The organism is Mesorhizobium sp. B2-2-3 (assembly GCF_006442405.1).
In the GTDB taxonomy this organism is placed as follows: domain Bacteria; phylum Pseudomonadota; class Alphaproteobacteria; order Rhizobiales; family Rhizobiaceae; genus Mesorhizobium.
This window is the reverse complement of record NZ_VFWC01000002.1, coordinates 1-16,975: the sequence shown is the minus strand read 5'-3', so window position 1 is coordinate 16,975 and position 16,975 is coordinate 1. Positions and strand designations below refer to the sequence as shown.

Sequence of the window (16,975 nt, the reverse complement as noted above, 5' to 3'; positions counted from 1 at the left end):
GAGCGCCGCTCGTGACCAGCGCAATACTCACCCTCAATGCGGGCTCGTCCAGCCTGAAGTTCGGCCTGTTCGAAGCCGGATCACAGGAGGGATCGGTGCTCACGGTGAGCGGCGCGTTCGAAGACCTGGATGACGAGCCAAGCCTCGTCGCCAAGGACGCGTCGGGCAAATCCATCGTCAAACGCTCCGTCAAGCCCGCAAGCCCGCCCGTAGAGGTTCTCCTGCGGGACTTGTTCGATGTCCTCGATCCGTATCTTGCGCAGGCTCCGCTGAGCGCCGTCGGCCATCGCATCGTCCATGGCGGCGAGCGGTTTTCGGCTCCGGTCGTGCTGACCGACGAGATCATCGAGGCACTCGATGCGCTGACGCCGATGGCACCGCTCCACCAGCCAGCCGGCCTGGCGCCGGTTCGCGCGATCTCCAAACTGCTGCCGGGCGTGCCCCAGATCGGGTGCTTCGACACCGCCTTTCACCGCACGCTGGAGCCGCCCGTCAACCGCTATGCGCTGCCGCGCGAGTTCGAGGAAAGCGGGATCCGCCGTTACGGCTTCCACGGCCTTTCCTACGAATTCGTCGCAGGCCAGCTGCAGGCGCTTTCGCCCGGACTCCGGGGCAAGCGTTGCGTGGTCGCGCATCTCGGCAGCGGATGCAGCCTGTGCGCCATGCGCGAAGGCAGAAGTCTCGACACCACCATGGGGTTCACCGCGCTTGACGGGTTGATGATGGCCACGCGGCCGGGCGCCATCGACCCCGGCGTGCTTCTCTACCTTCAGCAGGCGCGCGGCATGTCCGTGAAAGAGTTGGAGACCTTGCTCTATCACAAGTCCGGCCTGCTCGGCGTTTCGGGAGTGTCGGCAGATGTGCGGACCTTGCTTGGCAGCAAGGATCCTCGTGCGGCGGAGGCGATCGATCTCTTCACGTTTCGGATCGCCCGCGAGATCGCGGCGATGGGAGCCACGCTCCAGGGTATCGAGGCGCTGGTGTTCACGGGAGGGATCGGAGAGCATTCCTGGCAGATCCGTGAAGCGGTTTGCGAGCGCCTGCGATGGCTGGACGTGTTGCTCGACGCGAATGCAAACCGGTCGGGAAAAGGGCGGATCACCGGCGAGGGCAGCGCGGTCGATGTTTACGCAATCGCCACTAACGAAGAATTGATCATCGCCCGCCAGGAGCTGGCGACCGTGCCGATCTGACCGCTGAACTCGGTCCGCGGCGACCCGCCGGGACCATCAGGCAGGAACCTCCGGCCTTGGGGATTGTTTATGGGCCAACCAAGAGTTGATATGGAAGGACTTCCTCATGGCAAGGGAGAATCCGGCTTCCACGGCCAGCATCGCCGGCCATCCCATCCATCCGATGCTCGTGCCCATTCCCATCGCCTGCTTCGTCGGCGCATTGCTGACGGACCTGAACTACTGGCGGACGGCGGAGATGATGTGGGCGAATTTCTCCGCCTGGCTGCTGACGGTCGGGGTGATCGTCGGCGTCCTAGCCGCCATTGCCGGCTTCACCGACTTCCTGGGCGATCGCCGGGTGCGCGCACATAAAACTGCGTGGCTGCACATGCTGGGCAATGCGCTGGCGGTCATACTCTCCTTCTTCAACATGCTCATACATACCCGTGATGCCTGGACCTCGGTCCTGCCGACAGGCCTGATCCTGTCGGCGCTGGTGGTACTCATCCTGATATTTACCGGCTGGCTGGGCTGGGCCCTTGTCTACCGCCACCACGTGGGAGTGGCCGATGAAACCGTTTGATCGATCCGGCAAGCGACGCGCTTATGGTACAGGGCTTGCGTTCCTTTGCTTTGCCACGCTCGGCGCCGCGGGCTGCAGCGACGACGCCGCCGACCCAAGCACTCAGATCGGCCCCAACCCGAATTTGCCGGAGATAAAGCAATATCTGTTCCCGCCGATGCATCTTGCATCCGTCGTCGGTTGGAAGAAGGACGAAACGCCGACGGTAGCGCAGGGCCTGCAGATCCATGCGCTGGCGACCGGGCTTCAGCATCCGCGCTCGCTCTACATCCTGCCGAACGGCGATGTGCTGGTCGTCGAATCGAAGGCCCCGCCGGAACCGCCAGCCAAACGGCCGAAGGATATCGTGATGGGCCTGATCGAATCGCTTGTCACCTCGGGCGGCGATACGGGACCGAGCAACCGCATCACTTTGCTGCGTGACAGAAATGGCGACGGCGTGCCTGACGTCCGGGATGTGTTCCTCGATCACCTGAATTCGCCCTTCGGCGTCGCCCTGGTGGGAAACGACCTCTACGTTGCCAACACCGACGCGATCATGCGCTACCCCTACAAGCCAGGCGACACCAAGATCACCGCGCCGGGCGTCAGGTTGACGGAATTGCCGGGCGGTCCGATCGATCATCATTGGACCAAAAGCCTCGTCGCCAGTCCGGACGGTTCGTTGCTCTATGTCGGGGTGGGTTCGAACAGCAACATTACCGAAAACGGCATCGGCGCGGAAAAGGACCGCGCCGCGATCTGGCAGGTGGACAGGGCCACCGGGCGATCGCGCATTTTTGCCACCGGATTGCGCAATCCGAATGGCTTGAGCTTCGAGCCACAGACCGGAGCACTCTGGACTGTCGTCAACGAGCGCGATGAACTTGGGCCAAATCTGGTTCCAGACTACATGACATCGGTGAAGGATGGCGGCTTCTACGGCTGGCCGTACAGCTATTACGGCCAGCATGTCGATCCCCGGGTAATGCCGCAGCGCCCCGATCTGGTCGCCAAGGCGATCGTTCCCGACTATGCGCTGAGCTCGCATGTGGCACCGCTGGGCATGGCCTTCTACACCGGAACCAGCCTGCCGCAGACATATCGAGGCGGCGCCTTTGTCGGCGAGCACGGCAGCTGGGACCGTCCCGGGCTGAATGGCTACAAAGTCGTCTTCGTGCCATTCAGCGGTGGCCGTCCGAGCGGCATGGCTCAAGACGTCGTCACAGGTTTCCTCAACGACCAGGAGGAGGCGCGTGGTCGGCCGGTCGGCGTTGCCATCGACAAAACCGGAGCGCTGCTGATCGCGGACGATGTCGGAAACACAGTGTGGCGCGTCACACCCTCGGGGTGATGATCGCTGCTTCAGGCATGTCGCTCTCCCGCCGGTCGGCATCAAGCTCGGTCCGCCTTCGTCCCTTTGGCAGGATGTCACGAAATATTATGTGAGGGAACGTCGGCGCCGAAATCTGCATTCTCCGGGGGAGACGACCGTCGTCTCGAAGTTGGATTGAAAGGAGAATTACCATGCCCAATCAAGGTGGTAGCCACGAGCAACATGTGAAGGCGGGCCAGCAGAGCCACAAGAACACGGAAAACAAGAACCGCCAGCAGCAACAGGCCGCAGGCAACAATGAGCGGCAACAGGGCGACGGCTCCAACATGCGGGGCGGCTCGCACGAACAACATGTAAGAGCGGGCCAACAGAGCCACAAAAACCGCTAGGCATTTCAGCCAGGCGCGCTGACGCTCGCTCCGTATCATGACATGAGAAAGGTCCATCCCGAGGAATCGGGATGGGCTTGTGTCTACCCCGGCTCAAGGTCAGTCCGCGGGAGCAGTGTAACGGCGGCCAATGGCCTCGGCGATGGCCGCGCGGCTCTCCTGCATGTCCGTGCCGGTATCCGTTTCTATGTCCGCCACCTCGTCGGCGAGGTTCTTGTCCTTGATCTTGCTGCGGAACCATTTCGAATAGTCGCCGGCGCGCAGGTGATGTTCCCAGGTGCGATCGTCGATGCCTTCTGCGATGTGAAGGAACATCATCAGGTTCTGCGCTTTCAGGTTAAGCGCTCCGTCCGGCCCCCGGAAATAGAAGCTGTTGTCGCCAAGGTCGCCCTCGGCATATTTGCGCATGTGCCGCTTGCGAACCTGGCGGGGCCGTTCGACCTTGACCGTCCTGATCGGCTCGCCCGATGATCGGTTCCAAAACAGGACCTCGTCCTTTGGCGGCGGCACGGCGCCGTCGGGAACGTCTATGCCGGTGGCGGCACAGAAGCTTGCGACGATCTTGTCGGCTTCCGGTCCAAGCGCCAGGACGGTTTCGACGCCAGCCAGGACGTCGCGCGAAACCAGATCGGGGTGCACGGTGATCAGGATGGTCGCGGGGAGGCTCTTGGGCAGCGCGAAAGACGCGCCGTCACGGGCCTGGGGCAAAAGATGATGCGCCTCATCGATGATCAGCCAATGCGGTCGGCCGGTGCGCGCGCGAATGCTAGCCATGTCCGGCAGCAGCTTGGCAAAATTGCCGGGCCGTTCGGCGGTCTTCAGCCCCAGCATGTTGACAGCGACATTGTTGGTTGGCTTGGACAGAAGATCGAAGACCTCACGCGAGATCGGCGGGGTCTTGGCGTCGCCAACCACCACCACATTCTCGAGTTCCTGATAGTCGCCTTCGGGGTCGAGAACGCAAAACTGAAAACCCTTCTCGACAAAGCGCTCGGTCAACGCGGTGGCAAGCGTGGATTTGCCGATGCCGGATGTGCCGGCCAGCAGCACGCCGCCGCCATGCGGTGAAAGGTGCACCTGCGCGCCCGATATGTCGGTTCCCACTTCCACATGTTGGCGAGCCGTCTCCACGAAGCCGGCATCGCGCGATATGAGCTGTTCGATCAGTTCCACCACGCCGGCACCTCGAGGGCTGGCTGTGACGAAATCCGCCGTCTCCTTGACGGTCGGCAACGCGTTGGCTACGGCGACGCCGAAGCCGACGGCGCGCAGGAATGCATGGTCGTTCTCGGCATCGCCGACACCGACGACGTTGTGGGCGGAAAACCCCAATTCCTCGAGTGCGCAGGCAAGGCCGGTGGCCTTGTTGACCCCGCTTGGCAGCACCATCACCGCGCCCTTGTTGAAGATGATCTCGAGCTCAAGTCCAAGCTCCTTGATCTCCGACAGCACGGCGGCTTCCTGTGGTTCCCAAGTGGCCACGACGCAGCGTCCGACCGACAGCGGCGCGACCCCGCGACGCTTCAGCCGGTCGACGAATTCAGCCGGGGGCGCCGGCGCCAAAAGCCGTTCCTTCTTCGAAGCGGGCGTATAGATCAACGCGCCGTTTTCGGCGACCACCCTGTCGAAGATGTCGAGTGCCGGAAAGACCCGCTCAAGATCGGCAATCTCGCGGCCGGTCACCATGATCAGCTTGCGGCCCGTCTGCTTCAGCCGTTCGAGCGCAGCATAGGTCGCATCGGAGACGACCCCGTCTTCGGCGAGCGTGCCGTCATAGTCTGTCGCTAGGGCAAGAACATACATCCTGGATATCGTCTGCGCTTGAAACCAGACACCCCGATCGCCCGAAGGCAGCTTTGGCTGTCCGGGCTAACGATGCCGAATGGCGATGGTTCCATGCAGGGAAACGGCCCATGCAACCATATTGAAACCCGGGACTCCGCGGGTAATTTTGCCCGTTGCGCCCGATTTCCTTCAGGCCGCAACGCGACCATGGCGGAACCAGGCAGGGTTCCCGCTGTTAACAACGCGGGCGATCAATCGGTTGCCGATGTGTGGGAGCCATGCGTGCCATGATCAACGATCCGTTGCCGGGAACTGTTCCGGCATCCCTTCCCGCGATCGACGCAAAGGCCGCCCCGACGCTCAAGAACGCCGAGGCGGAGGTGTTCTATACCGAAGCCATTCGCGAACTCGCCGCCACCGACATTCCTTTCCTTGTCGCCGGAACCTATGCGGTAAGCGCCTACACCGGCGTCATCCGTCAGACCAAGGATCTCGATATCTTCTGCAAGGCAGGCGACTTCTCGCGCATCCTGGCCCATTTCAAGCAGCTCGGCTACGCGGTCGAAATCGAGGACGACCGGTGGCTTGGAAAGGTCTTCAAGGGCACGCATTTCTTCGACATCATATTCGCCTCGGCGAATGGAACGATGCCGGTAAGCGACCAGTGGATGGAGCATGCCCGCCAAACCGAACTGCTGGGAAGCCGGGTGAGGATCGTCGGCCCGACCGAGCTCATATGGTCCAAATGCTTCATCCAGGACCGAGGGCGTCATGACGGGGCGGACATCGCCCATACGATCCTCAAGGCGCAGGACCAGATCGACTGGCACAGGCTGCTCTCCTACCTGGAAGTCCACTGGGAAGTGCTGCTGATGCAGATTCTCAGTTTCAGATGGATCTATCCGAGCGAGCGCGACCGCATCCCCACATGGCTGCTTGACGAACTGCTCGACCGCCTTGCCAAGCAGCGCCAATTGCCTTCCCCCAGAATGAAGATCTGCCGCGGGCGCCTGCTTTCGCAGACCGATTACGAAATCGACGTCAAGGAATGGGGCTTCGCCGGCGTCGGCGGTACAGGAGAATTTCGTGATGGCTGAACGGACCGAAGACGCTCCGGCGATGGAGGGCACCGCCACGATCAAGGTGGCGGCCGTTGGCGACCTGCATGTGAAGGAGGACGCCCAGACATCGTATCGCGATCTCTTCGGCGAAATGTCGCGCGAGGCCGATATCCTCGTTCTTCCAGGCGATCTGACCAATCTGGGCAAGCCCCGCGAAGCCGAGATCCTCGCCGAAGACCTGCGCGCCTGCTCTATCCCGGTGGTCGGCGTGCTCGGCAACCATGATTATGAATCCGGTGCGGTCGAGGACGTCGCGGAAATCCTGCGTCAAGCGGGCGTCCATCTCCTCGACGGGCAGACGACCGAAATAGAGGAGGTCGGTTTTGTCGGCGTGAAAGGGTTCGTCGGGGGGTTCGGTTCACGCATGCTCGGCTCCTTCGGCGAGCCGGCCATCAAGTCGATGGTCGCCGAGAGCGTCAGCGAGGCCATGCGGCTTGAGAACGCGATGCGCCAGGTTCGCGCAAAACGCACGCTTGTCATTTTGCACTACGCTCCGATCGTCGAGACCATCGCCGGCGAACCCCTGGAGATATTTCCGTTTCTGGGCTCGTCGCGGCTGGCGGAAACGATCGACCGGTTCCAGGTCAGTGCTGTCGTGCACGGCCATGCGCATCGGGGAAGCTATGAGGGCCGCACGCCCGGCGGGGCGAGGGTCTACAACGTCGCCATGCACGTTTCCAAACCGACCGGCCGACCCTATGCCTTGCTTGAAATCTGACGGAGTCGGACGCCGTCCCGACGGTCAGCTTACCGCTTTGATAGATTTTGCCAGTTCTTCGAGCTTGTGCGGATCGTTGCCGTGACGGCGCACGAGCTCGCGTGCCTGATTGGACGGCAGATCGGCTGTCGCCACCAGTTGCCGGACCTGTTCACTGTCGACCGCGACTTGGGGCAAGTTGCTGCCGGAAATTCTCTCGTCACCAGCCATCGTCTTTCTCCTCGATCGATGCCGAGACAACGGATTGGAAAACCGTCCGGTTCCGAAAGACGGGGCTGAAGTCGACCGGCGGATCCGATCGGCAGCGCGCCGTCTCGATCCGTGGCGGCAAGGCCGGAGGCGACCGCGAATTGGCGATGGAACAAATGACGCCGGCCAGGAGTTGCGTCCCGAATGAAGGGAGGTGATCCCGATGCCAAACCCAGGAAAACCAGATCCCAATCGCGACGTGCCGATGCCGGCGCCGACCTGGAAGCCCGAACCGATCGAGGAGCCTGATCCGGAACAACTCCCGGACGAGACGCCTCTGCCCAATCCCGACGAGAACGAAGAATCGCCGATGCATGCCGGGAGCCGCGTCGTCTGAACGTGCGACGCATGAGATCCCGATCCCGTGGCAATGGAACGTCTTGGGCCGGCGCCATTGTCCCCCCATCGTGTTTCCATCGCAGCAACGGCAAGGGGCGCTTCAACCAAAGGAGAACATCATGAAAGTTGGCAACTGCATGACGCAAGGCGTTCAGGTCGCCAGTCCGGACCAGACCCTGCGGGAGGCCGCCGCCGCCATGGCCAGCCTCGATGCCGGCGCTCTGCCCGTAGGCGAGGACGACCGGCTGGTCGGAATGATCACTGATCGCGACATCGCCGTCCGTGGCGTCGCCCAGGGTAGGGGCCCGGATACGCGGATACGCGAAGTGATGAGTGCCGAGATCAGGTACTGTTACGACGACGAGGAGATCGAAGACGTGCTCCAGCAGATGGGGGACCTTCAGGTTAGACGGCTGCCGGTGATCAGCCGTGAAAAACGGCTGGTTGGCATCATCTCGCTTGGCGATCTCACGAAAAACGGCGAGGCAGCACGAGCCGGCGAAGCGCTGAACGGCATCTCACAGGCAGGCGGCGCGCATTCGCAGACGGCACACTGACCATCGATGACATTGCGAGAGCGCTGCCCGCGTCCCGCGGGCGGCGACGGCGGTTCAGCGATCGATCTCTCCAAAGACGATGTCGAGGGAGCCGATGATCGCCGAGACGTCGGCGATCATGTGCCCCCGGGACAGATAGTCCATCGCCTGCAGATGTGCGAAGGACGGCGCGCGAATCTTGCACCGGTAAGGAACATTGCCCCCATCCGAAACCAGATAGACGCCGAACTCGCCTTTCGGCGCCTCGACGGCGGCATAGACCTCGCCCTCGGGCACGTGATGGCCTTCCGTGTAAAGCTTGAAATGGTGAATGGTCGCTTCCATGGAGCGTTTCATCTCCGCGCGGCGTGGCGGCGTGATCTTCCGGTTGGGAATTGCGACCGGTCCTTGGCCTTGCGGCGACCGTAGCTTGTCAAGACATTGCCTCATGATCCGGACCGACTGGCGCATCTCCTCCATTCGCACGAGGTAGCGGTCATAGCAGTCGCCGTTCTTGCCGATGGGAATATCGAATTCCATCTGCGGGTAGGATTCGTAAGGCTGCGCCTTGCGCAAATCCCATGCCGCGCCCGACCCACGCACCATTACGCCCGAAAACCCCCAAGCCCAGGCATCGTCGAGACCGATGACGCCGACGTCGACATTGCGTTGCTTGAAGATGCGGTTTTCGGTGAGCAGTTCTTCGAGATTGTCGCAGACCTTGAGGAACGGGTCGCAGAAATCCCAGATATCGTCCAACAGGTCCGGGGGAAGATCCTGATGTACGCCGCCGACCCTGAAATAGTTGGCGTGCATGCGGGCGCCCGATGCCCGTTCATAAAACACCATCAGTTTCTCGCGTTCGGCGAAACCCCAGAGCGGCGGCGTGAGGGCGCCGATATCCATTGCCTGCGTGGTGACATTGAGCAGATGGGACAGCAGCCGGCCGATCTCGCAATACAGCACGCGAATGAGCTGGCCGCGCTGTGGAACCGAGATCCCGAGCAGCTTCTCCGCCGCCAGGCAGAAGGCGTGCTCCTGATTCATCGGCGCCACATAGTCGAGCCTGTCGAAATAGGGCAGGGCCTGTAGGTAGTTCTTGTACTCGATCAACTTCTCCGTGCCTCGATGCAGCAGCCCGATATGCGGATCGACGCGTTCGACGACTTCGCCGTCGAGTTCGAGCACCAGCCGCAGGACGCCATGCGCCGCAGGGTGCTGCGGCCCGAAGTTTATCGTGAAATTGCGGACCGTCGCGTCAGCCATGACGCCCTCCTTCGACCGTTGCCGCCTGGTACCGGGAATGGGACATCCGCCGAAGCACCGGGTTCTGCCCCACGCCGTCAGGTCGTGGTCTGGATGATCAGCGTCAGCGTGCCGTCGCCGTCAATGTTGGCCGCCACCACTTCGGAGGCATCAAGTCCATTCGCGGCCAGGACCGAGGAAGCTTCCGGCGATGCGCTGACCGAACGCTGCAGGACGTGAAGGTCTTCCTGGCTGGTCTGGGCAACCACGGTCTCGACCTTGGCCTTGAGGTCGGGTGGCAAGTCCGCCAATGCGACGATGGCTATGTTGGTGAATGTCTGTCCGGTGATGCCCTGGTCGGGGCCGGTCTGACCTGGCACGGCTTCCGGTGCCGGTGCGTCCGGGGGAAGGGGTGCGTTTTGGGACTGAGCATGGGCAGGCAAAGCCAGAGTGAGTGCCGCCAGGATGATGATTGCCTTGTTCATGATATCTTCCTTCCTTGTTCGAGGAGGGTCGATCGGGATGACGCGCGACAGGGACAGCAAGCCATCGCCTCGAACAGTGTTGCGTGTTCAAAGCGCGAAGTCCGGATTTGTTCCGGCTCCGGTCGAATCCAAGGCAGGGACGAGGACGCATCGCTGCCCTGCCTATGGTCGGGGACCTTTATCGCTGATCGCGTCAAACCGTTCGATGTCGTAGCGCGGACTGATCCGCGCCAGTATCTCGACGGAGGGTTTGGCCGCGTCGGGCTGTTTCCAGCTCAGCTCGAAGGAGAATACGAACCGGCCGCGCTCGATGTCGTGCTGCATTCCGAGAAAGCGCCAGCGATAGCCCAGCGGTTGAACCAGCGCGTCGAGGTCAGGCGGAACGCCGTTCGCCGACGAGATCGCCAGGATCGCATGATGGGTTCGTGGGACCCACAGATCGACCTGCTTCAGCACCTGAAGCGTTATCAACGTCAAAACCGTCCCCGCTGTGCCAAGTGCCAGTTGCCCGCCGCCGAAGGCGAGGCCGATTGCGGTCATGACCCACAAGGTGGCGGCCGTGGTGACACCTGTCACGAAGTCGCCGCGGCGGAGAATGGCTCCGCCGCCAATGAAGCCGACGCCCGTCAGCACGCCCAGCGGAAAACGGAGCACGTCCATCACACTGAACGAATCGGGGCCCTTGCCGCCCACCTCGAGCAGGATATTGGCCTGCATCATCGCTATCGCGGCCGCCAGGCCGACCAGAACGGTTGTTCTGAGCCCGGCGGTGTGGCCGCGGGCTTCCCTGTTCATTCCGATGATCACGCCGGCAACAAAAGCAAGAGCCAGGCGTAGGGCGAGGTCGGTCAAGGTTGGATGAAGCGGCATGGTCATAGCGGGGACGACTCACGCAATGGGCTCGTTCTCCAACACCGCGGAGCGTTCGATGGTTCCCAAGGGTGGAAGGTGAAGCTTCTTGTCGGGTTTCAGGCAACCCACGACGTCCCGGTGCGTTTGGCACAGAACGCACTCGGGAGATCTTTCCATGCCGCTCACCGCCTTTGCGCTCAATTGCACCTTGAAGGCCTCCGACGACGCCGAGAAATCGTCCACGGACCGCCTGCTGGCGGATCTGCTGGCGGCAATGGTGCCGCATGGGGTGCGCGGCGAGATTGTTCGCGCCCTCGACCATGACGTCAAACCCGGCGTGCTGTCGGACATGGGCGAGGGAGACGGTTGGCCGCAGCTCCGCAGGAAGATCCTCGACGCCGACATCTTCGTGCTAGGCCTGCCCATCTGGCTCGGCCAGCCGTCGAGTGTCGCCAAGCGCATCCTGGAGCGCATGGATGCGTTTCTATCGGAGACCGACAAACAAGGCCGGATGCCGGCCGCCGGCAAGGTCGCGATCGTGGCGATCGTCGGCAATGAAGACGGCGCTCACGCCTGTCACGCGGCGTGCTTTCAGGCGCTAAACGACGTCGGCTTCACGATTCCTGCCAATGGCGGCGTGTATTGGGTTGGGCAGGCTATGGGCGACGTCAACTATGTCGACCTGCCCGGAACGCCGGAAGCCGTGGTCGAGATGATCGAAATGACGGCTTCGAATGCGGCCCATCTGGCCAGCGTGCTGAAGGAAAGGCAGTATCCCGGCGTCGGAAAGTGAAGAGATTTTCGTGACGCACGGAGTGCCCGTTGCCCTGACACCCTCGGCCACTCGATGGTTGCCGGGCGCCAGATCAGTGTAGGCGCCCCTGGGGTCACGTCTCGTCAAAAGGCCCGGCTCGCCTGGCCAGATCGCGCGATATGGCACCTTCCTCTTCGTCGTCGGGCAATGCCTCGTCGCTGTTCTGGTAGGCGTTGTCATCGTCCTCCTCCGGCAGGTCGCCTTCCTTCTCGACGTCGACGACGGCGTCGACGTTGTCGGACACCTTGTCTGGAAGAACCCTGCCGCCCTTGATTGCATCCCAGTCCGCCTGCTGGATTGCCGGGGCTTCAGTTTCGTCCCGTTGTTCGGATCGTTGCTTCTTGCGCGGTTCCATCTCATGTCTCCGATATGAACGGGTGCCTCATGTGGCCCCTTTGTCGCCAGTTGCGTCTCTTTCCGCCGCCAGAACTCGGCTATCCTGATGGATCGTGGAATCGGAAAGGCTAGCGGATAACCGCCGACCCGGCCCGTTGTTCCTCTCAGCGGGATCGGTTGGTGTTCCGCCTTGGGCCTGGGATGCAGCATCGCGGGGTAGCCGCCGCATTCGCGCAACCAATCCCGCATTACCTCGTTTTGCCTTTGAGACCGCCCTTGAACTTTACCGATTGGAAATCTCAGAGACACTCAAATGAACCCTTCAGCCGAGCCCCGATCACCGTCGGGAAACAATCTCCATATTCAGCCTTTCCATGGAACGGTGACTGTCAGATTCTCCGACGCCATCATCGCCTCCACCGAACATGCGCTGCAGGTCCAGGAAACGGGGAGGGATCCTGTGTTCTACATCCCGTTCCAGGACATCTATTTCGACCTGCTCGAGAAAACCGATACCACCTCGATATCGCCAAAAGGCACTGCGAGCTATTGGCGCGTGCATGCCGTTGGCGGATCGGCGGATGATTTCATGTGGGCGTATGAAGAGCCCGAGGCGCCTGTCCGGGTGCTTGCTCGCCACGCCGCCTTCGATCCCGGCAAGGCTCGCATAGACGCCGATCCCGCTGAAGACGAGCGCCACACGCCTCACATAGTGGAATAGCAGGGCAGCGGCAGGATTTATCCAAGGGAACCGATTCCATTGGGTTGTCGTGCGATGACACCGGGCCCAGGTCGCCTTCACGCTGCGCGGTCTTCGTCGAGAATGCGCAGGCCCTCTTCAAATTTCGCGAGGGGAATCCCGGCCCGCCGCGCTTGCCACAGGTTGTCGGCCAGATCGGCACGCTTGACCGGCCGCGCCAGGGGATTTGACGCAGCCCGGCGCACGAAAGCGATTTCGTTCTCGCCAGGCCTCTTCGTCAGTGCATCGACTGCGGCGACAATCGAGGGACCAAAGCCTGCGGATTTCAGCCTCGTCCTTGTCCAGCCCTCCCCTTTTTCGAGGACGTCATGCAGATATGCCACGATCTTCTGGTCAAGGGTTTCGACCGTGTCGACCACGCGCCTGCAGTGTTCGATATAGGGTTGCCCGGTCTTGTCGGTCTGCGATCGATGCGCGTCCTCGGCAATCTTGGCCGCCCGGTAGAGCATGCTCATTGCCAGCCCTTTCTTCATTGGATCTGTTCAAAGCGGCATTGCCGCGGCGCCTTGTCCGGCCGCCATCGCAGCAGTTTCGTTCCATGGCGAAACCGATTGCCGGTGACATGATCGAAACGGACTTCGACCACCAGCTCCGGCCGCACGGGCTCCCACTCCCCGCTGCGTTCGGTGCTCCAGCGGCTCGGTCCGCCGGGAGCCTTGCCGGTAAAGCCGGGTCCGCCTCTCAGGTTCTCGAGCTTCGCGGTAATTTCTGCCCTGTCGTCCTTGCCGATCGTCGACGTAAACCCGACATGGTCGAGCTTGCCGTGGTCGTCATAGAGTCCGAGCAGCAGGGATCCGACCTGGCTGCTGCCCGTCAGGTAGCGGAACCCGCCGACGACACAGTCCGCGGTGCGCAGCCGCTTCACCTTGATCATGGTGCGCTCGCCCGGCCGATAAGGGTCCGTCAGCAGTTTGGCGACAACTCCATCGGTGGAGCCGTGGCCGGCCTCGCCCAGCCAGCGCCTGGCGGTGGTCACGTCGGTGGTGCGCGGCGACAACCGCAACGAGGAAACGCCCGACCTCGTGACGAAGCGCTCGATCGCGGCCCGTCGTTCCGTCAAGCTCTTGTCGAGCATGATCCCGCCGTCCGGATCGGCGAGAATATCAAACAGAACGAGATGGGCCGGGGTTTGCGCGCTCAGCATGCGAATCCTGCTTTCGGCAGGGTGAAGCCGCATCTGCAAGGCCTCGAAGGAGGGATCGCCATTCACCTCGATGACTATCTCGCCGTCGAGAACGAAAGACTGGGTATCGAGATCGCGCAACAGTGTCGTTATTTCCGGAAAATACCGGCCGAGCGGCTTGCCGGACTTGGCCCTGAGATCGACGCTTGCGGCGCCTTTGAAGGCCAGGCAGCGGAATCCGTCCCACTTCGGCTCATACTGCCAGAGACCGTCGTCGCCCGGCAGTGCGTCGGCCGCCTTGGCCTCCATGGGGCGGGTATCCAAAGGCAGCGGAAAAGCAGCGGCCACGGCCTCTACCACCGCTCTTCGGCGTCGTGGTGCGGCAGGTCCACACCGCAGCATGTCCATCCGAGCCGTTGCGCGGATCCGTAATTGTAGCCTGGCTCGAGATCGGCGGGATCGTCGAAGGTTCCGACATGCAGGGCGATCTCATCCGGCGATGCATCGTAGGCCAACGCGATGGGCGATCCGCAGTCGCGGCAGAAGCTTCTTTGTGCGATGGGTGATGACCTGCGGCCGAAAGGCTTGTTGGAAAGCCATTGCAAGCTGGCCGATGGTACCCACGCCAGGACTGCAAACGCACTGCCGGTCGAGCGTCGGCACATGTCGCAGTGGCAATAGTGAGCGCGCGGCCTGGAGATGGTGCGATAGCGGACGTTGCCGCACAGGCACCCCCCGGTTCGTTCTCTCATTTCTTGCTGCGCGACCATTGGCCGATCTCTCGAACCTCGATGCTGGTCAACGTTCCACCGATGATGTGGTTTCCGAAAGCCCGAGGGGAACGAGTTTCGCTGCCTCGCGTTTGGTCGGCACTCGAGAAACTGGGGACTAGCGCAAGGATGTCGACTTGAACGGAACCCCTATGCGGCTGGCATGTGCGTTCAGGTATCCGTCCCTGGCCGCCTTGTGCCGGCTCGACGCCGAAGACGACAAAGCGGGTCGCTGCTGATGTCGGCTCCGGGTCTGGCATATGGACCTCTGGGCGATCATTGTGCCCATCTGTGTGTCGACATGCAGCGGCTGTTCGCCGAGCCGTCGGAGTGGGCGACACCCTGGATCACCCGTGTCCTTCCCCGGATCGTCAGCCTTGCCGAAAGATATCCTTCACAAACGATCTTCACTCGCTTCCTTCCGGCGCGACGCCCGGGGCAGGGCGCCGGCACCTGGAAGCGGTACTATGAACGCTGGGCATCGATGACCATCGACAGGATCGGCGAGGAGATGATCGAACTCCTGCCGCCGCTGGCGGCATGCTGCCCGCCGGCGATCGTTGTCGACAAGCACATCTACTCACCGTGGCCCGAAGGGCATCTGCACACGCTGCTTTCATCCCGCCGGATCGACACTCTCGTCATCACCGGCGGCGAGACCGACGTCTGCGTTCTGGCGACAGTGCTTGGCGCGATCGATATCGGCTACCGCGTCGTTCTGGTGACGGATGCCCTGTGCAGCTCTTCGGATGCAACACACGACGCGCTGATGACCGTCTATCATCAGCGGTTCGCGCAGCAGGTCGAAACGGTCGAGATGGAGACGGTTCTTTCCAACTGGACCTGATCTCGAAGCAATGTCCAGGTCAGGCGCTCAGGTCGATCAAGGCGATGCCGAGATCGGCGTGTTTCCTGCGGCGCAGATGAGCGGGGGACTCGACCAGTGTGACCTCCAGGGTCGGTCGCACGACGCCGCCCAGCAGATGTCCGCCCCGCGTCGCTCCGTCGCTCAGTCCGAGCACGGCATGCAGGTGGAGGCTGGGCTTGCCGTCATCGCCCAGGGCAATGTCGCCGATCGCGCTGAGAACCTCGCACTGCTCGTTGACCGGTATCTTGCGATAGTCCTTTGCCTCGAAATCGAACCAACCGACCGCTGCTCGCTCGAACGCGCCGAGCGCGGTCAGCGATGCGCCGTCGATCTGTTCTTCGCTGGCAAAGGCAGTGAGCACGCCAATCGCCTCTTCGCCAGGCTCGAGCACCACCACGAAGGTCCTCTGTCCCGCGACTTTCGAAACCAGTTTCGATTTCATTGCCGTTGTCCTGTGGCCAAGGTGCAGAAACCTTGGCGGTGAATTTTCAGGCCGGCCCACTTATTCGAACGAACCGTTCGCGTCCCGGTTCCATATTGCGGCAGGCGCGCGGCGTCGAAGCGACCGGCAGTATCCGCCCGAACGCCTACCCCTCAGCCTTGAAGTTCTTGGCTTCCTTTTTCACCTCTTTCCTGTCGTTGTCGTGCTTGCGGATGAGATCTTTCGCCTGCTTGGGCGAGACGTCGGTCGTTTCGGCCAGATGCACGGCTTCGCGATCTTCGTCTTGTGGCCGGATCTTTTCCTTGGCCATCGGTCTGTCTCCTTTTTTCCGTGTCATGGGACGTAACCAGACAAGCGCCGCCCGGTTCCATGAAACTGCCTTGCTCGAAGGAGCGCCTGCCTCGGTAGAAGCTATTTCGCGGAGGAACTCGACTTGGGAGAGCGCAGCAAAAGTGCGAGCGGCACGAGCAGGGCGGTCGCGAACGCGGAGTAGCGAAACAAGTCCACGTAAGCCAGAAGCGTCGCCTGCCGGCCTATCGTCTGGCCAATCCAGCCGACCGCCTGGACTTTCGCCTCGACCGCGGGCGAGCCCTGAGCGACGAAATAGTCAGTCATGCGCCGAAGCATCTGCTGATAGACAGGCGAGGACTGCGCCGTGTTGCCGATCAGATGGGTCTGATGCAGTTGTGCGTTCTGCGCCACGACGGTGTTGGAGAGCGATACGCCGACGCTGCCGCCGATATTGCGGGCGACATTGATCAGCGCCGAGGCCTGGTTGGTCTTTTGCGGCGGCAGGCCGACATAGGCGGCCGTCGAAATGGGGATGAACAGGAAGGGAAGCCCTACCGTGATGAAAATGCGGGCATAGGTGAAATAGCTGAAACCGGCATCCGGCGACAGTGAGGTCAGATGCCACAATCCGACGGCAACCGCCGACATGCCGATCATGATCAGGTATTTCGGCTGGACGAAACCGGAGGCGAAGCCGGAAATCGGCATCAGCATCAGCATGGCGATGCCGCCGGGCATCATCGAAAGCCCCGAAAGCGTCGCGGTGTAGTCGAAGGTGG

Annotated in this window: 22 protein-coding genes and 1 pseudogene; 11 read left to right on the top strand and 12 right to left on the bottom strand. The window is 62.1% G+C overall.

All coding sequences use genetic code 11. From position 1 onward, the window contains the following. The first annotated feature begins 11 nt into the window (after window positions 1-11). The 4 genes from FJ951_RS03230 to FJ951_RS03215 all read left to right on the top strand — a co-directional run bounded on the left by FJ951_RS03230 (window position 12) and on the right by FJ951_RS03215 (window position 3,462). Window positions 12-1,193, top strand: a complete 1,182-nt coding sequence (locus tag FJ951_RS03230; RefSeq protein ID WP_140513583.1) for an acetate/propionate family kinase — start codon at window positions 12-14, stop codon at window positions 1,191-1,193. A gap of 106 nt (window positions 1,194-1,299) precedes the next feature. Beyond that, on the top strand, window positions 1,300-1,758 hold the full coding sequence (locus tag FJ951_RS03225; RefSeq protein ID WP_140496157.1) for a DUF2231 domain-containing protein: 459 nt from the start codon (window positions 1,300-1,302) through the stop codon (window positions 1,756-1,758). Beyond that, a complete protein-coding gene (locus FJ951_RS03220; RefSeq protein ID WP_140496156.1) occupies window positions 1,745-3,091 on the top strand; it encodes a sorbosone dehydrogenase family protein in 1,347 nt (448 codons plus the stop codon). Before FJ951_RS03225 ends, FJ951_RS03220 begins: the two co-directional genes overlap by 14 nt. A 173-nt stretch (window positions 3,092-3,264) precedes the next feature. Beyond that, entirely contained in the window at window positions 3,265-3,462 is a 198-nt protein-coding gene (locus tag FJ951_RS03215) for a hypothetical protein (RefSeq protein WP_140496155.1), read from the top strand. 99 nt (window positions 3,463-3,561) lie between these two features. On the opposite strand, the gene FJ951_RS03210 is transcribed toward FJ951_RS03215, so the two are convergent. After that, window positions 3,562-5,265: an HAD family hydrolase gene (locus FJ951_RS03210; protein WP_140496154.1), complete on the bottom strand. Its 1,704-nt coding sequence runs from the start codon at window positions 5,263-5,265 to the stop codon at window positions 3,562-3,564. A gap of 269 nt (window positions 5,266-5,534) precedes the next feature. Between FJ951_RS03210 and FJ951_RS03205 the strand changes: the two genes are divergently transcribed. Together FJ951_RS03205 and FJ951_RS03200 are read left to right on the top strand one after the other, a co-directional pair. Next, window positions 5,535-6,344 carry a nucleotidyltransferase family protein gene (locus FJ951_RS03205; RefSeq protein ID WP_140496153.1) on the top strand — a complete coding sequence of 270 codons (810 nt, stop codon included), beginning with the start codon at window positions 5,535-5,537 and terminating at the stop codon, window positions 6,342-6,344. Then, window positions 6,337-7,086 carry a metallophosphoesterase gene (locus tag FJ951_RS03200; RefSeq protein ID WP_140496152.1) on the top strand — a complete coding sequence of 250 codons (750 nt, stop codon included), beginning with the start codon at window positions 6,337-6,339 and terminating at the stop codon, window positions 7,084-7,086. The genes FJ951_RS03205 and FJ951_RS03200 overlap by 8 nt, the downstream gene beginning before the upstream one ends. Before the next feature lie 24 nt (window positions 7,087-7,110). On the opposite strand, the gene FJ951_RS03195 is transcribed toward FJ951_RS03200, so the two are convergent. Continuing rightward, window positions 7,111-7,296: a hypothetical protein gene (locus FJ951_RS03195; protein WP_140496151.1), complete on the bottom strand. Its 186-nt coding sequence runs from the start codon at window positions 7,294-7,296 to the stop codon at window positions 7,111-7,113. Window positions 7,297-7,498: 202 nt separating this feature from the next. Between FJ951_RS03195 and FJ951_RS03190 the strand changes: the two genes are divergently transcribed. Both FJ951_RS03190 and FJ951_RS03185 read left to right on the top strand, forming a co-directional pair. Further along, window positions 7,499-7,672 (top strand): hypothetical protein, encoded by a 174-nt coding sequence (locus FJ951_RS03190; RefSeq protein WP_140496150.1) that lies wholly within the window; start codon window positions 7,499-7,501, stop codon window positions 7,670-7,672. A 121-nt stretch (window positions 7,673-7,793) separates the two neighbouring features. Then, complete coding sequence (locus FJ951_RS03185) at window positions 7,794-8,231, top strand: CBS domain-containing protein (RefSeq protein WP_140496149.1); 438 nt, start codon at window positions 7,794-7,796, stop codon at window positions 8,229-8,231. A gap of 54 nt (window positions 8,232-8,285) precedes the next feature. Here FJ951_RS03185 and FJ951_RS03180 read toward each other — a convergent pair whose 3' ends face one another. From FJ951_RS03180 to FJ951_RS03170, 3 genes are all read right to left on the bottom strand, one after another. Next, the gene (locus FJ951_RS03180) at window positions 8,286-9,476 is read right to left on the bottom strand and encodes an NADH-quinone oxidoreductase subunit D (RefSeq protein ID WP_140513582.1); all 1,191 of its coding nucleotides are present in this window, start codon (window positions 9,474-9,476) and stop codon (window positions 8,286-8,288) included. A gap of 77 nt (window positions 9,477-9,553) precedes the next feature. After that, window positions 9,554-9,940: a hypothetical protein gene (locus tag FJ951_RS03175; protein WP_140513581.1), complete on the bottom strand. Its 387-nt coding sequence runs from the start codon at window positions 9,938-9,940 to the stop codon at window positions 9,554-9,556. A 162-nt stretch (window positions 9,941-10,102) separates the two neighbouring features. Then, window positions 10,103-10,816, bottom strand: a complete 714-nt coding sequence (locus FJ951_RS03170) for an MgtC/SapB family protein (protein WP_181171972.1) — start codon at window positions 10,814-10,816, stop codon at window positions 10,103-10,105. Between the two features lie 151 nt (window positions 10,817-10,967). On the opposite strand from FJ951_RS03170, the gene FJ951_RS03165 reads away from it, so the two are divergent. Further along, window positions 10,968-11,585 carry an NAD(P)H-dependent oxidoreductase gene (locus FJ951_RS03165; protein ID WP_140513580.1) on the top strand — a complete coding sequence of 206 codons (618 nt, stop codon included), beginning with the start codon at window positions 10,968-10,970 and terminating at the stop codon, window positions 11,583-11,585. A gap of 94 nt (window positions 11,586-11,679) precedes the next feature. Here FJ951_RS03165 and FJ951_RS03160 read toward each other — a convergent pair whose 3' ends face one another. Continuing rightward, window positions 11,680-11,961: a hypothetical protein gene (locus FJ951_RS03160; protein WP_140513579.1), complete on the bottom strand. Its 282-nt coding sequence runs from the start codon at window positions 11,959-11,961 to the stop codon at window positions 11,680-11,682. 363 nt (window positions 11,962-12,324) lie between these two features. Here FJ951_RS03160 and FJ951_RS03155 point away from each other — a divergent pair, with 363 nt between their 5' ends. After that, on the top strand, window positions 12,325-12,663 hold the full coding sequence (locus tag FJ951_RS03155; RefSeq protein WP_318012459.1) for a DUF427 domain-containing protein: 339 nt from the start codon (window positions 12,325-12,327) through the stop codon (window positions 12,661-12,663). 77 nt (window positions 12,664-12,740) lie between these two features. On the opposite strand, the gene FJ951_RS03150 is transcribed toward FJ951_RS03155, so the two are convergent. Genes FJ951_RS03150 through FJ951_RS03140 form a run of 3 tightly spaced genes read right to left on the bottom strand, consistent with a single transcriptional unit; the run spans window position 12,741 to window position 14,595 of the window. After that, the gene (locus FJ951_RS03150) at window positions 12,741-13,157 is read right to left on the bottom strand and encodes an HD domain-containing protein (protein ID WP_140513578.1); all 417 of its coding nucleotides are present in this window, start codon (window positions 13,155-13,157) and stop codon (window positions 12,741-12,743) included. Window positions 13,158-13,171: 14 nt separating this feature from the next. Continuing rightward, window positions 13,172-14,227 (bottom strand): ATP-dependent DNA ligase, encoded by a 1,056-nt coding sequence (locus tag FJ951_RS03145; RefSeq protein ID WP_140513920.1) that lies wholly within the window; start codon window positions 14,225-14,227, stop codon window positions 13,172-13,174. Continuing rightward, window positions 14,179-14,595 carry a GFA family protein gene (locus FJ951_RS03140; protein WP_140513577.1) on the bottom strand — a complete coding sequence of 139 codons (417 nt, stop codon included), beginning with the start codon at window positions 14,593-14,595 and terminating at the stop codon, window positions 14,179-14,181. The genes FJ951_RS03145 and FJ951_RS03140 overlap by 49 nt, the downstream gene beginning before the upstream one ends. A 238-nt stretch (window positions 14,596-14,833) precedes the next feature. Between FJ951_RS03140 and FJ951_RS03135 the strand changes: the two genes are divergently transcribed. Further along, window positions 14,834-15,442 carry an isochorismatase family cysteine hydrolase gene (locus FJ951_RS03135; protein WP_140513576.1) on the top strand — a complete coding sequence of 203 codons (609 nt, stop codon included), beginning with the start codon at window positions 14,834-14,836 and terminating at the stop codon, window positions 15,440-15,442. A gap of 19 nt (window positions 15,443-15,461) precedes the next feature. Here FJ951_RS03135 and FJ951_RS03130 read toward each other — a convergent pair whose 3' ends face one another. From FJ951_RS03130 to FJ951_RS03125, 3 genes and pseudogenes are all read right to left on the bottom strand, one after another. Continuing rightward, window positions 15,462-15,905 carry a PPC domain-containing DNA-binding protein gene (locus FJ951_RS03130; RefSeq protein ID WP_140513575.1) on the bottom strand — a complete coding sequence of 148 codons (444 nt, stop codon included), beginning with the start codon at window positions 15,903-15,905 and terminating at the stop codon, window positions 15,462-15,464. A 145-nt stretch (window positions 15,906-16,050) separates the two neighbouring features. Continuing rightward, on the bottom strand, window positions 16,051-16,215 hold the full coding sequence (locus FJ951_RS28355) for a hypothetical protein (RefSeq protein ID WP_181165226.1): 165 nt from the start codon (window positions 16,213-16,215) through the stop codon (window positions 16,051-16,053). 101 nt (window positions 16,216-16,316) lie between these two features. Next, a pseudogene (locus FJ951_RS03125) lies at window positions 16,317-16,975 on the bottom strand (EmrB/QacA family drug resistance transporter); the annotation flags it as partial.